Source organism: Thermococcus gorgonarius (genome assembly GCF_002214385.1).
Taxonomy (GTDB): domain Archaea; phylum Methanobacteriota_B; class Thermococci; order Thermococcales; family Thermococcaceae; genus Thermococcus; species Thermococcus gorgonarius.
This window is the reverse complement of sequence record NZ_CP014855.1, coordinates 109,468-121,891: the sequence shown is the minus strand read 5'-3', so window position 1 is coordinate 121,891 and position 12,424 is coordinate 109,468. Positions and strand designations below refer to the sequence as shown.

Genomic DNA, 12,424 nt, shown 5'->3' with positions numbered 1-12,424 from the left:
GGGCTAGTATTTTTCCAGTTCTTTTTTACTAAGCCCCATTTTTTTCATCCACTCTTCCTTTTTCTTATTCCTCTTCTTACCTCCGAATATGAACATCCCGGCCAATGGCAAGAGCGACAACGCCACCACCCGCTAAACTTCACCTTTGGAGGAGATAAGCCTTTCGAAGTCGGCCAAATCCCAGACCAAAAAGCCCTCTTTCCTCAGCTCTTCTTTCCCCTCGACCTTTTTAGCCACCAGTCCGTAGGCCTTCTCCCAGTCCTCAACTCCAACAAGCCCAGCTTTCCTCTCCAAGTCCCTTAAAACTCCCCGCGCTTCCCTCTCGCTCAGGTCTTTCCACTTCACCTCGACGAAGAGGGCCTTCCTCTCCCTTTCGTTCAAAGCAACCAAATCAATCTCTTCGCCCTTGTGCCACCAGCGGCCAATTTTTGTGAACCTGAAAGGCATCTTGTTGGCTCTGTTCATCTCAACCAGAAACTGCCTCGCCACATCCTCAAAGACAAAGCCGAGGTAGTCGTTGAACTCGCCCTTTATCTCATCCACCACGTCGAAGCCCATCTCTATCTCGTCCCTCCTCGGAAGGACGAAGCGGAACCAGAAGGCAAAGACGTTGTCGTTTATCCTGTAAACGGCCCTTCCCTTCCCCAAAACGGGCCTCTCCTCCCTGATGTAGCCCATCTCCTCCAGAACGTTGAGGTACTTGCCGAGGCTTTTGGTTTCTATCCTTGCTTTATCCGCTATCTGGCCGAAACGCGTGTAGCCGAGAGCTATGGCCCTGAGAACCGAGAAGTACCTCGAAACGTCCCTGAGCTCCTCCTTGAGGAGGTATTTGGGCTCGTCGTAGTATTTGGCCCCCTTGGAGAGGATTAGTGCCCTAATGTTGTCCCAGAAGTCTTTCTCCGGGTTGTAGTCCGCCCAGTACTGGGGGACTCCGCCGAAGACACTGTATACCTTAACCGCGGTCTCAAAGTCAATGGGGTGGAATTCGAGCAGGTCAAAGAAGCCTATCTCCTCCACCTTCCACGCTCCCGTTCTTCTGCCATATATCGGCGACTTCGCCGAGAGCATGCCCTCCATGAAGGAAACGAGCGAACCGCAGAGGATGAGCATTATCTTCGTGTCGGCTAAATACAAATCCCAGTACTTCTGGATCGTGCTCAGAAAACCCTTGTCTGCCTTGGCAAGGTACTGAACTTCATCGATAACAACCACGAGCCTCTCGGAGCTCTTTCCAGCGAGGTATGTGAAGAACGCCCCCCAGCTCCGGATCGGGTTCTCCCTCAAGAAGGGATCGTTGAAGTAGTCGGCCAGCCTTGAGGAGAAGTCCTCCAGATTCGTCTCGTTCTCCTCCGCGAGGAGATAAAGCCCGCCGACTTCCTCAAGGAACTTCCGCAGGAGGTAGGTCTTCCCGATCCTCCTCCGGCCGTAGAGGATTATCAGCTCCGCCTTTCCCGAGCGATATCGCTCCCTGAGGAAGTTCAGCTCGGCCTCCCTATCAACAAACTTACTTGTGGGTATCATACTCGTGAGTAGGTTTTGGTGCTTATAAGCCTTTCGAACTCTTCAAACGGCCAGCGAGATAATAACCGCGGTTATCATAACGGCGATTATCATTCTCAGCGAATTTAAAAAAGAAATCACCGGCTTCAAAAACAGAAACCTCAGTCCACAAACGCCAACCCGTTCCACAGCTCCCTTATCTCCCTCGTCGCGTCGGGATAGACCCGCTTGAAGGTTATCCTCCAGTAACCGTTCTTCAAATCCTCGATGTCCTCGATGTGAATATTCACGCCCAGCCTCTCGAAGTGGGTGACCATCCTGTGGGCGGTGCTTATGTTCTTGACCCGCACAGTGAAGGTCTCCTCGACCTCTCCGCCGTTGGCAACTTCGTGGATGCTCTCAACGAATGGCCTCAGCAGGGCTTTTCCGAGGGCTTTGGCGTACTCGTCGAACTCCTCTCCCTTGACGTGCTTTTCGGCGAGGTAGAAGGCGAGTCTCTCTACCCTTCCCATGAAGTAGCCGTGGGGGAGGTCGAAGAATATGTGCGAGCCTATCTTTATGTCGTTGATGTTGGCGTATGGCGTCACATACTTCGCTATCTTCCTCATGTCCGGGCTCTTCATGACGATGCCTTCCCTCTTCTCCCTGCTGAGTCGCTCTATCAGGTCGTAGAGCTCATCCAGGCGGGAGCGGTCGAACATGCCGAAGCGCTCGACCTGCGGAATCCCGTACTCCTCCGCGAGTTTATAGCGTTCTTCAACTGGCAGGCTCTTTCCGGTTCCCTTCTCCTGTATGTCGAAGAGGAAGAACTCTATGTCCTCCTTCACGTAGGGCGGTCCCTCGACTATGTAAGGGCTTTCGGGCCCGGCCATTTCTCCAACGAGGATTAGATTTGGATAGTCCTTAAAGAACTCGAAGTTCACAAAGTCCTCTATTCTCTCCGTCGTGAACGGGCAGACGAAGCCGCCGCGGGTAAGGGCAAGAACCCTGTCCTCAACTTTAACGACGCGGACGTTGTAGCCGTCCACCTTCTCCTCGACGTAGAACGGCCTGCTCTTGAAGATCCGCTTTACCCCGTTCTCAAGCTGGACGATTCTCTTTATGTGGGGAAAGCCGAGGACTGTCTCGCCGTTCTCGAAGACCACCGTTCCCCTGCGAAACCCCCTGGCGGAATCGCGGAAGCGGACGTACCTGATGCCATCGAACTCGTCCTCAACGATGCCTCCCTTACCCTCTAGAACGAGAAGCCTGTCCTCGGGAACGCCAAGTTTGAGGAGCAGATCCCTGAACTGTGAGCTTACCATCTTCCCACCGGGGAGAATAGGGCGGCATCGTTAATAATCATTATGATCCCGAACCCGGCACAAAAATTCGCCATGGGAAGCGCACAAAAGTTGTGAAAGGAAGAGCCCTAGGGGCTCAGCATGCACATCAGAGCTTCATCGTGGAAAGAACCTTGGTGGTGATGTCGTTGCCTTCCTTGTCGTAGATCCTGTAGTAAGCTGAGTAGGGCAGCTTCATCTTGGCCCTGTGCATCGCTCCAAGGGCGAACTTGAGGTGGGCCTCGTTCACCCAGACGGTGAGGATCTTCTGGTCCTTCTTGACCCTTGCAGCGAGTCCAATGGGCTTTCCGAAGGGCCTGCGCATACCGTTTCCGTAACGGTCTGCCTTCCTACCGGTTGCCATCGGGTTCTCTCTAAGCACCTGGAACGGGTAAACCCTTATCTTGAAGTGGTAGTTGCTCCTTCCGACGTTCTTCTGGAGGTACCTGTTGACCTGTATACGAATGGCCTCAAGGGCGTTCTGCCTTATCTGCATGGCCTGCTCGGCGTGGAGGCTGACCTCGTACTCGAATTCAGCGGAGAGGTTGCCCATGTCGAATATCGTTATCTTCGGCCCCGGAGCACCGCGTATATACTCCCTTCTCGTGTAAGCGGGCTTGTCAACGTCCCTATCAATCTTTGCTGGTCTCAGTCCCATACTCTCACCTCCAAATGAGCGTAAGCTAAGCCTAAACTTAGCTTGACCCCCCTTTTATAAAAGTTTTGGACGGTCTCTTAGTGGGTTGTTATTTTTCACCGCCTTTAAGCTTAACTGCCTCCCAGAGAAGCAGGAGGGAGACTAGTGTAAAGGTAAGCAAGGCAAGATTGAGGGTTATGACTCCGTGAAGCTCCCCGAGGGAGTAGGCGAAGCCGAAGAGCATTCCCCCAAGGAAAGTGGACAGGTTCTGCACCCCGTTCATTCCACCGATGGCTAGGGAAGAGCGATGGTAGCTCACTAAAACCTTCCTCGAAATCGGACGAAAGCTCTGGAAGGCAAAGAGGGCCAGGAAGATGCCAAGAAACACCGTCGGGGCCGTTTTCACCGCCGCGAGAAGCGGGGAAACGGCGACCATGATAGAGGTCAGAACCACCATTCTTCTCTCGCTCCTCACGTCGGCGAGCCACGAGATGCCGTAGCTCAGCATGGCGGCAAGAAAACCGGCCCAGCCTACGAGCGTTGCGGTCGTTGCTTTGTCCATCCCCAGAGCCTCAGAGACGTAGACGTAGGTTATCTCCCCCGAGGTAAAGGCGACTATGACCGCCATCAGGGAGGCAATTACGAGAACCCTCTTCGGGTCCAGACTCGGTCTTTCACCTTCGACTGTGTTTTTCCGCCTCGGCGTTATCTCGGCGTAGAGGAGGTAGTAGCTTAGGAGCATTATCAGACCCGTCAGGACAAAGAAAGCTGAGGAAATCCACATCTGCTCCGACAGGCCCCAGCTAGCGGTATAGGCATAGACGTAGTTCCCGAGGAGTGAGGCTATGCTCCCAAAGAAGAAGTACACCGAGGTCACCCTCGCCCTTATCTCGTTGGGCGTCGCCACGGCTATGACGAACTGGGCCATCGGCCAGCTCAGACCGTTGAGGAAGCCGTTGAGGAGCTTTATCCCAGCCACCTGAACCCATGTAGAGGTGAGTGGGTAGAGTTGAACGGCCAGCGCGTTGCTCATCATTGCGAGGGCACCAACGTAAACAAGCTTTTTACCTCTCTCAAGCATCAGACCTCCCAGAACCGAGGAAAAAGCCCTAGCGAGGACAAAGGACATTGATACAATTGAAACGGACAGCATGCTTGCTTTGAGAATATCACGGGTGTAAAACGCTATGGCCGGAGTTGCCAGGCGAAAGGCTATCGTGCCGGTGAAAGCGGAGATAATCAGCAGGATGATTCCAGCAAGGCGTCGCAGTTCCATCAGACCACCTTCTGAACGTTAGTGTGGAATTTTAAAAAGTATTGGTCGGGTTGAAAACTTTTCATTTATCGGACATCCATAAGAAAAAAGCTTCAAAAACCAAACCTCCAGCTGAAGAGAACCCTTTTATAGCTCTCGCGCCAACTCCCGCCGAGGTGATGTTAATGGAGCTGAGGTTTGACATGCAGTACGAGGACGCTTACAGGGAAGTTTACGAGATGGTGAAGCCCAAATACAAGCTCTTCACCGCCGGTCCCGTCGCCTGCTTCCCCGAGGTTCTTGCGATAATGAGCGTCCAGATGTTCAGCCACCGCTCTGCCGAGGCCAAGGAAGTTCACGTTGATACCCTCAACAGGCTCAAGGCCTTCCTTGAGGCCGATAAGGGCGAGATAATCCTCTTCCCGAGTTCTGGAACAGGCTTCATGGAGGCAGCTGTTAGAAACACCGTCCCGCGTGGCGGAAAGGTTCTGGTTACTGTCATAGGCGCCTTCGGAAAGCGCTTTGCCGACGTTGTCGAGGCCAACGGCAGAAAGGCCGTTGTCTTCGAGAAGGAACCTGGGCAGGCTGTTAAGCCGGAGGAGCTTGACGATGCCATCAGGAAAAACCCTGATGTCCACGCGGTAACGATAACCTACAACGAGACTTCAACGGGTGTCCTCAACCCGCTCCCAGAGCTGGCAAAGGTCGTCCATGAGCACGACAAGCTCCTCTTCGTCGATGCCGTTTCAGCGATGGGTGGTGCCGATATAAAGTTCGACGAGTGGGGAATCGACCTCGTCTTCGCGAGCAGCCAGAAGGCCTTCGGCGTTCCCCCGGGATTAGCGGTTGCGGCAGTAAGCGAGAGGGTCTTTGAGATAGCCGAGAAGATGCCTGAGAGAGGATGGTACTTTGATCTCCCGCTCTACAAGAAGTTCAACGAGAAGAAGAAGGGAACGCCCTCAACCCCGCCGCTCCCGCAGATATTCGGCCTCAACGTCGTGTTGAGGATAGTCGAGAAGATGGGCGGCAAGAAAGAATGGCTCGGAATGTACAGAAAGAGGAGCGAGATGATAAGGAACGGAGTTAAGGAGATGGGCCTTGGAATTCTGGCAGAGCCCGGCTATGAGAGCCCAACTATTACCGCCGTCGTCGTCCCCGAGGGCATGAAGGGCGTTGACGTTTACAACGCGATGCGCGAGCGCGGCTTCGAGCTGGCTAAGGGTTACGGAAGCGTCGCCGAGAAGACCTTCAGGATTGGAAACATGGGCTACATGACCTTTGATGACATAGAAGAGATGCTCGCCAACCTCCGCGAGGTCATTGAGGACCTCAAGAAGAGGGCCTGAGGAGTTAAGCTTAGGTTCCCTTTCCACTATTTTCAACCTCGTTCTTCTTTTGATGCTGAAATGTAGGAGAAAAAGGAACAGGTTTAGAGAAGGGGCTTAAGCTCCCCGTTTTTTATTTCGTAAATCCCGTTTATCTTCTTCATGCCGGTTCTCCAGTCTCTGCTAAGCTCGACTAGGACGTCAAAGCGGTCAAAAGTTTTCTCGTCTATCCTGAGCCAGTGCATTACTTCGCCCTTTATGTCGTCCGTCAGGGCGAGGGAGGTTACTATGAAAGCATAATCATCGATCAGTTCATCCAAAACCCTTGGAACGCTGATGGTGTGGATGGTGTCTATCACAATGTAGTCTGGTTTCAGGCCTTTCAGTTTCTCAATGACTTCCTCGGTTCTTTCGTCTGTGCTTCTCTGGTCGAAGGCGGTGTCAATCACTTCAATGTTTTTCCGGAACGGCTTGAACTCGCTGTAGGCCGTCACAACGGCGACTTTCCAGTCATCTGGGACGTAGTGGAGGAGGGCCTCAACGAGTTTTGTTTTTCCGCTCCTGCTCGTGCCGACAATCAGTATGTCCTTCTTTGCAAGTATCGCTTCCTTCAGGAGCTCCATCTGCTCCGGTCTGGCAGAGCCGTAGCGTATCAAATCCTCTGGCTTGAATATGTAGACGCCCATAGCTTCCACCGCAGGTATTCCGTTCCAAGAGTTATAACTCTGCCGTTTGGCCACTTCAAATTTGGTTGGAGTTATGCCAATCTAAATTAAAAAGTTTAGAATTTTAGGCAAAAATCTGACTTTAATCTTGTCATTATTTGGCAAGAATTCAAAGATTTTTGCACAAAGATAATAAACCCTGAGCATCTTGACGAAAAGTTGGTGATTAATATGAACGCTCTCCAAATTGTAAGCAGAAAAATTGAACCAATAACAGAGGTTCAGACGAGGGCAATAGCTTACCTTACGGGTGAGCTCTCAAAGAGAGGTTTTCGCTGGTTGCTCCCTGTGGTTTTGAGCTCGATAACCGACCCGCTCTGGCCAGACCCAGCGGCGGGGGAGGCGTTGAAGCCACTGGAGGTTGAGGTCTACGGCTCAAGGCTCAGGCTGATGCACAGCATGATACTCCACAAGCAGATTGCAGTGGCTATGGGTATAGACAGGCTCTTCATCCTCTCGCCGAACGTGAGGCTCGAAGGCAGGGAAGCGGACGACGGGAGGCACGCATACGAGTTTACCCAGCTCGACTTTGAAATCGCCTACGCGAGCATGGACGACGTTATGAGCCTGATTGAGGGGCTAATAACGGATCTCTTCCGCGAGCTCAGGCCGCTCGTATGGGAAACCTTCGAAAGGGAACTCCCAAGGGTCAGGAAACCTTTCAGGCGCTTTACCCTCGAAGAAATCCGGGAAGAATTTGGAAGCGAAGAGGAAGCGAGCAGAGTCTTGGATGAGCCTTTCTGGGTAACGGACATTAAAAGGGAGTTCTACGACAGGGAAGACCCTGAGAGGCCCGGGCACTTCAGGAACTACGACCTTTATTTGCCAGAAGGCTACGGCGAGGTTTCGAGCGGCGGCGAGAGAGAGTGGGAGTACGAGAAGATACTTGCGAAGATACGCTCCTCCGGGTTGAGCGAAGAGTCGTTCAGACCTTACCTCGAAGTTGCAAAGGCCGGCCTGCTGAGGCCCAGCGCAGGAGCAGGAATAGGAATTGAGAGGCTCGTCCGTTACATTGTCGGTGCGGAGCACATAGCCGAGGTGCAGCCCTTCCCGAGGATTCCAGGGATTCCGGCGGTTATTTAAGAAGCTTATCGAAACATTTACACCAATTTTTAAGAACAGAATTTTCCCAAGATCTCTCGAAACCCTTATATCCATCTTTTTCAGAATTTAACTAAGGTGAGAGTTGTGAACACAAGCGTCCTCGGAATAATCGAGAGCGTTAAGCCCGGCGAGACTGCCATTCTTGAGTACTTGCCTTCGTACATCCCGGAGTTCACGCTTCTAAAGCTTATGGAATACTCGGAGGAGATGAAAATACCCCTCATAATAGATGACAACTTCGACACTCTACCTGTCATAGCGGCCCACATAGAAAACCTCGGGATCAAAGTGGACTTCAGCGGGGTCTACGTCATAAAGACCGGCGGCAGAATAGATGTGGGCAACGTTGTGGCGAGGGTTCCCTTCCATCCCGACCCCAGGGTTTACATAAAAAACTACGAGAAAGAGGCCAGCAAGGTCTTCGAAGAGGTTGAGGATTCAATAAACCTGGTTCTCGGCCTCGAAAACTTCCTCAAAACCCTCTCAAGTCCATCAGATATTTACCTGACCATTTGGATCCTTCAAAGATTCCTTGGGAATACCAGGAGGAGGACGTTTTACCTGTTCAACAAGAAAATACTCGAATCCCTAAGTCCGATTGTTTCCAGCGAGATGAAAAGGGTGGCCAGCACGGTTGTCGAGATGGTTCCATATCCTACAGGTGCAATACTCCGCTTTGTCAAGAGCACCGACGTGGATCTACTCGGGGAGGAGTTAAAAGTCGACATAGGTGGTGAACTATGAGCCTTTCCGATCTCTTTAACCTCCTCGACGGGATGAAGTTCGGCAGCACTGTCATTGTGGAAAACCGCGCTCCCCTGGGTGCGGAGGCATTCTTGGCAGTCCTCCTCAGGTACATCCGCGAGAGGGAAATTCCAGTCCTTGTTGACGACATCCTTGATGCTTTCCCCCTCTACGTCAAGCACCTGAACCTCATGGGGATAAACCCGAATCTCTCAAGCGTCAGGGTTCTCAAAATGGGTGGGAATGAAACCGCTGGAAACGTGGTCAACAGGGGACGCTTTGATATGGACCCCAATGTGTATATGAACCATTATGAGAAGCTCTTCTCCTCGGTAGCTCCAGAAGAAGAATTCATCAACATTGTACTTGGCATTGACAGGCTTTTCGTTTTCCAGGACAACCCCTTGGGAATTGGGACCACCCTGCGCGCCATGAAGCCTATCGTCACCAACAGGAAGAGAACCGCGTTCTACATACTGGAGTCCGCGATAATGGAAAACCTCAGAACGAGACCCCTTCCAGCTCTCGAAGATCTAGCTACTTCGGTGTTTGAACTGAAGCAGAAAGGGCGCATGCTAATCGTAAGCATTATAAAGGATCCCTCGGCATTAAGAACGAACGTGAATGCCATAAAGGTTGATCTAAGGGAAGTTTTCTCAGAGTAAGACAAAGATAACCAGGTGAGAGTCATGGGATTCCTGGACAGGTTATTTAGGAGAGGGAGTAAAGATGAAAATCCCCTGGAGATAGTCTCCAGAAAGCCAGTGGGAAAGTTCAGAGTAGAGAAAAGCCTAACCGTTTGGGGGAGGCAAGTTCTCATCGGTGAGGTTCTTGAGGGGGTTGTTTACCCCGCTTACAAGGTCAAAGCAGACAGGAAAGTTGCCATCATCTACCGCATCGAGAAGGAGCACAGGGATGTCGAGTTTGCCGCTCCCGGTGACAGGGTGGCACTCATCCTCGAGGGCAGGATAAAAGTGAAGAAAAACGATGAAATCGAAGTCTATCAGTCATGAGGTGATGGCATGAGAATCTGGGACGACCACTTCCACGTCGATCCGTACCACGGGCTCTTCCTTGAGGCGGTGAAGCAGTTTCACAGGGCAGGTGGAACTCACCTAGTCGTTGTTTACAAGACGGCCCACGACTACGGCTTTCCGGGCCTCAAGGCTGAGGACTTCATCAAAGCGATGGACTTTCACATTGAGCTTGTTGAAAAGATCAACAGGGAGACGCCGGTGAAGGCCTACGCAGTCGTTGGAGTCCATCCGGCCGAGTTTGATTACCTGGCTAGAGAGAAGGGCCTCGAATACGCGAAGAGTGAAGTCATGAAAGCTCTGGAGTATGCCCAAAAGCTGTGCCTTGAGGGGAAGGCGATAGGAATAGGTGAGATAGGCAGACCCCACTACGAGGTTCCTCCGGAAATCTGGGAGGCCAGCATAGAGCTGATGAAGTATGGAATGGCCTTGGCGAAGGAGGCCGACTGTGCTGTTCAGCTTCACACTGAAAGCTTCGACGAAGCAAAATTCAGGGAGCTGGGAGAGTACGTTAAGGAAGTCGGAATAAAGCCCTACAAGGTTGTCAAGCACTTCTCGCCGCCGCTGGTGAAGGTTGCCGAAAAAGTAGGCGTCTTTCCGAGCATAATAGCCAGCAGGAAGAACATCGAGGAAGCAATCAAACAGGGTAACCGCTTTATGATGGAGACCGACTACATAGACGACAAACGCCGTCCGGGCGCGGTTTTAGGACCGAAAACCGTGCCGAAGAGGACGAAGGCTTTCCTCCAGAATGGCATCTTCACGGAGGAGGACGTTTACAGGATTCACGTGGAGAACCCGAGGAAGGTCTATGAGGTCGATGTTGACTGACTAATTATCAATATTTGATGGTTCTCTTCAAGCTCTACTGCCATTATAGATTTCCAATCGATAGCAATAATATTAGAGATATTACCAAGTTTATCATCTGTTTTTAGCTTTAACCAAGCAGAATCAAACTCCCAAACTTTTCCCTGGAACTTTGTGCCACTTAGTGTATAAACTGTGACGAAAGGAATTTGGGGCTCAATATCTTTCCGCATTTTCTTCCATTTCTGATAAAATATGCTTTCCTGCTTTTTCGACATTATCCATATCACAAGATATACTAATCCCACAACAAATAGACTTATCAGAATCATAATTCCTCGCCCGCTGTAAGATACAGGATTAACACTGGTCACAATACCGAGGGAGAAAATTAAACTCATTGCAGTTCCGGTATAAATCCCATATACTGGTCCTGCAGCTTTAGGCTTGATTAGATAAATAAGGCTCCACACCAACATCACAAGATAAAACAGGATCAACGCCAATAGAAAGTACAACACTAGAAAATCAGTCAAACGTGGAAGAGTACCTTTGGAGTGAAAAGACCAAAGAGATAGTGCTCCTGAAATAAAAATCGGGAGTACAAACCCAATCAGAATATGCCACATCTTAGGCCTGCCAAACAATTCCCCTAGATCAGGCTGCAACTGTGAAAAAATCTTTGGTTCAAATGAAATTTTAAACAAATCCGTTAAAAGTACTAAAACATTTTTTCGATACTTTTCCCAAGGAGCATGCTGGCTTAAGTAATAAGTCAATCCCAAAGAGAATATGCTCACAACAACCATAGCAATACTAATAGTTGTCTGAAGATCAAAACTCATCATCCAGCACCTACTAGTATGAATACAAATTGGGATATATTAATCCTTCGTCAAACTTCCACCCTCCTCATAACCCTCACAACTCCCGGCCCTCCAACCTCCCCCTCGACCTCGAAGACCTTCCCGAGGAACTTCTCGACAACCCAGACGTTGGTGACGAGGTGGTTGGTTATCTCCACAACTCCTATTTCTCCACCGGCGAAGGCCAAAAACGGTATCAGCTGGTCGCCGAGGAATTTATCCGCTGCCATTCCCGTCCTTAGCTGACTCAACAACTCATCGGCCGCTTCCTTCCCCACAACCTCTGCAGGCTTCCCCCTCTTTCCAAGGGCATCTCCCCCGAGCCTCAGCTTGTCCGTCTCCGCCCAGACTACTATTCCACTTCCAGGGCCAAGGGAACGGCTTACCTCAGTCTCTATCTCCACAGGAACGTTGTAGAGCTCCTTAAGTCTCTCCTTTGCGGCCTTGGCCTGCCTCTCCGCAACGTGAGATGGCAGGTTTGTTGCGTGGCTTATTCCGGCGAAGCGCTCTACTCTATTCCATTTGAGTGCCTTTAATGACCTCCTCTCCCCCCACGGCTCTACACTTCCGACAACGAGGCCACCTCCCTTAGGATAGTGCCCCCTTCTTTTGATTTCAAGCTCAACCTTCAGTCCCATCTTCTCAAGGGCGAAGAGCGTTACGTGCTTCAAGTAGTCCACCGGCGGGCTCCAGGGGACGTCGGTTCCACCGGTTATCTCAAAGTTCCCGCCGACGAAGGCCATTGCAGGCAACAAGGCCTGAAGAACGAGCGTTATACTACCGGCGGTCTTTATCGGGACGCGGATGTGCCTCGGCTTAGCCTCCCCGGGGATAAACTCGAGCTCGGTCGAACCGACCTGGGCGCCTTTAACCCTTGCGTTACTGAGCTCTTTCAATGCCAGAATCCCGTGGAGGTGTTGAGGTCTTAAGCCCGGATTTGGCCTGTTGGCACGAATCCGCGTTATTCTAACTGCCTTCCCGGTTATAACCGAGAGAGCAACGGCCGTCCTGAGTATCTGTCCCCCACCTTCACCGTATGAACCATCTATCTCAACCCACTCCATGGTTTCACCCCAATCCCCTTGACGACCTCATCTAAAAA

General features: G+C 51.3%; 14 protein-coding genes. 6 read left to right on the top strand and 8 right to left on the bottom strand.

What is annotated here, in order from left to right:
* Positions 1–3 precede the first annotated feature (3 nt).
* From A3K92_RS09665 to A3K92_RS00610, 5 genes are all read right to left on the bottom strand, one after another.
* The gene (locus tag A3K92_RS09665) at positions 4–129 is read right to left on the bottom strand and encodes a hypothetical protein (protein ID WP_257789299.1); all 126 of its coding nucleotides are present in this window, start codon (positions 127–129) and stop codon (positions 4–6) included.
* 3 nt (positions 130–132) lie between these two features.
* Positions 133–1,521, bottom strand: a complete 1,389-nt coding sequence (locus tag A3K92_RS00625) for an ATP-binding protein (protein WP_088884438.1) — start codon at positions 1,519–1,521, stop codon at positions 133–135.
* A 140-nt stretch (positions 1,522–1,661) separates the two neighbouring features.
* Positions 1,662–2,804: an RNA ligase gene (locus A3K92_RS00620; protein ID WP_088884437.1), complete on the bottom strand. Its 1,143-nt coding sequence runs from the start codon at positions 2,802–2,804 to the stop codon at positions 1,662–1,664.
* 127 nt (positions 2,805–2,931) lie between these two features.
* Positions 2,932–3,480, bottom strand: coding sequence for a 50S ribosomal protein L16 (locus A3K92_RS00615; protein WP_088884436.1), 549 nt, complete (start codon positions 3,478–3,480; stop codon positions 2,932–2,934).
* 88 nt (positions 3,481–3,568) lie between these two features.
* Positions 3,569–4,735 carry an MFS transporter gene (locus tag A3K92_RS00610; RefSeq protein ID WP_088884435.1) on the bottom strand — a complete coding sequence of 389 codons (1,167 nt, stop codon included), beginning with the start codon at positions 4,733–4,735 and terminating at the stop codon, positions 3,569–3,571.
* Between the two features lie 164 nt (positions 4,736–4,899).
* Between A3K92_RS00610 and A3K92_RS00605 the strand changes: the two genes are divergently transcribed.
* On the top strand, positions 4,900–6,060 hold the full coding sequence (locus A3K92_RS00605; protein WP_088884434.1) for a pyridoxal-phosphate-dependent aminotransferase family protein: 1,161 nt from the start codon (positions 4,900–4,902) through the stop codon (positions 6,058–6,060).
* Positions 6,061–6,143: 83 nt separating this feature from the next.
* Here the strand turns inward: A3K92_RS00605 and A3K92_RS00600 are convergent, their stop codons facing one another.
* The gene (locus tag A3K92_RS00600; RefSeq protein WP_088884433.1) at positions 6,144–6,725 is read right to left on the bottom strand and encodes a P-loop NTPase family protein; all 582 of its coding nucleotides are present in this window, start codon (positions 6,723–6,725) and stop codon (positions 6,144–6,146) included.
* 198 nt (positions 6,726–6,923) lie between these two features.
* Between A3K92_RS00600 and A3K92_RS00595 the strand changes: the two genes are divergently transcribed.
* The 5 genes from A3K92_RS00595 to A3K92_RS00575 all read left to right on the top strand — a co-directional run bounded on the left by A3K92_RS00595 (position 6,924) and on the right by A3K92_RS00575 (position 10,477).
* Positions 6,924–7,847, top strand: coding sequence for an asparagine synthetase A (locus tag A3K92_RS00595; protein ID WP_257789298.1), 924 nt, complete (start codon positions 6,924–6,926; stop codon positions 7,845–7,847).
* Between the two features lie 96 nt (positions 7,848–7,943).
* Entirely contained in the window at positions 7,944–8,612 is a 669-nt protein-coding gene (locus A3K92_RS00590; protein WP_157722392.1) for a DUF257 family protein, read from the top strand.
* A complete protein-coding gene (locus A3K92_RS00585) occupies positions 8,609–9,277 on the top strand; it encodes a DUF257 family protein (RefSeq protein ID WP_088884430.1) in 669 nt (222 codons plus the stop codon). The genes A3K92_RS00590 and A3K92_RS00585 overlap by 4 nt, the downstream gene beginning before the upstream one ends.
* A 24-nt stretch (positions 9,278–9,301) precedes the next feature.
* Positions 9,302–9,625 (top strand): tRNA-binding protein Pbp11, encoded by a 324-nt coding sequence (pbp11, locus tag A3K92_RS00580; protein WP_088884429.1) that lies wholly within the window; start codon positions 9,302–9,304, stop codon positions 9,623–9,625.
* A 9-nt stretch (positions 9,626–9,634) separates the two neighbouring features.
* Positions 9,635–10,477, top strand: coding sequence for a TatD family hydrolase (locus A3K92_RS00575; protein ID WP_088884428.1), 843 nt, complete (start codon positions 9,635–9,637; stop codon positions 10,475–10,477).
* Here the strand turns inward: A3K92_RS00575 and A3K92_RS00570 are convergent.
* Together A3K92_RS00570 and rtcA are read right to left on the bottom strand one after the other, a co-directional pair.
* On the bottom strand, positions 10,456–11,301 hold the full coding sequence (locus A3K92_RS00570) for a hypothetical protein (RefSeq protein ID WP_088884427.1): 846 nt from the start codon (positions 11,299–11,301) through the stop codon (positions 10,456–10,458). The two genes, A3K92_RS00575 and A3K92_RS00570, sit on opposite strands and share 22 nt — an antisense overlap.
* Before the next feature lie 50 nt (positions 11,302–11,351).
* Positions 11,352–12,386: an RNA 3'-terminal phosphate cyclase gene (gene rtcA, locus A3K92_RS00565; RefSeq protein WP_088884426.1), complete on the bottom strand. Its 1,035-nt coding sequence runs from the start codon at positions 12,384–12,386 to the stop codon at positions 11,352–11,354.
* Between the last annotated feature and the right edge of the window lie 38 nt (positions 12,387–12,424).

What these genes read in the sequence shown, in the direction of transcription:
- A3K92_RS00625 (WP_088884438.1), bottom strand. Translation starts at nt 1,521, where the DNA reads ATGATACCCACAAGTAAGTTTGTTGATAGGGAGGCCGAGCTGAACTTC.
- A3K92_RS00620 (WP_088884437.1), bottom strand. Translation starts at nt 2,804, where the DNA reads ATGGTAAGCTCACAGTTCAGGGATCTGCTCCTCAAACTTGGCGTTCCC.
- A3K92_RS00615 (WP_088884436.1), bottom strand. Translation starts at nt 3,480, where the DNA reads ATGGGACTGAGACCAGCAAAGATTGATAGGGACGTTGACAAGCCCGCT.
- A3K92_RS00610 (WP_088884435.1), bottom strand. Translation starts at nt 4,735, where the DNA reads ATGGAACTGCGACGCCTTGCTGGAATCATCCTGCTGATTATCTCCGCT.
- A3K92_RS00605 (WP_088884434.1), top strand. Translation starts at nt 4,900, where the DNA reads ATGGAGCTGAGGTTTGACATGCAGTACGAGGACGCTTACAGGGAAGTT.
- A3K92_RS00600 (WP_088884433.1), bottom strand. Translation starts at nt 6,725, where the DNA reads ATGGGCGTCTACATATTCAAGCCAGAGGATTTGATACGCTACGGCTCT.
- A3K92_RS00585 (WP_088884430.1), top strand. Translation starts at nt 8,609, where the DNA reads ATGAGCCTTTCCGATCTCTTTAACCTCCTCGACGGGATGAAGTTCGGC.
- pbp11 (WP_088884429.1), top strand. Translation starts at nt 9,302, where the DNA reads ATGGGATTCCTGGACAGGTTATTTAGGAGAGGGAGTAAAGATGAAAAT.
- A3K92_RS00575 (WP_088884428.1), top strand. Translation starts at nt 9,635, where the DNA reads ATGAGAATCTGGGACGACCACTTCCACGTCGATCCGTACCACGGGCTC.
- A3K92_RS00570 (WP_088884427.1), bottom strand. Translation starts at nt 11,301, where the DNA reads ATGAGTTTTGATCTTCAGACAACTATTAGTATTGCTATGGTTGTTGTG.
- rtcA (WP_088884426.1), bottom strand. Translation starts at nt 12,386, where the DNA reads ATGGAGTGGGTTGAGATAGATGGTTCATACGGTGAAGGTGGGGGACAG.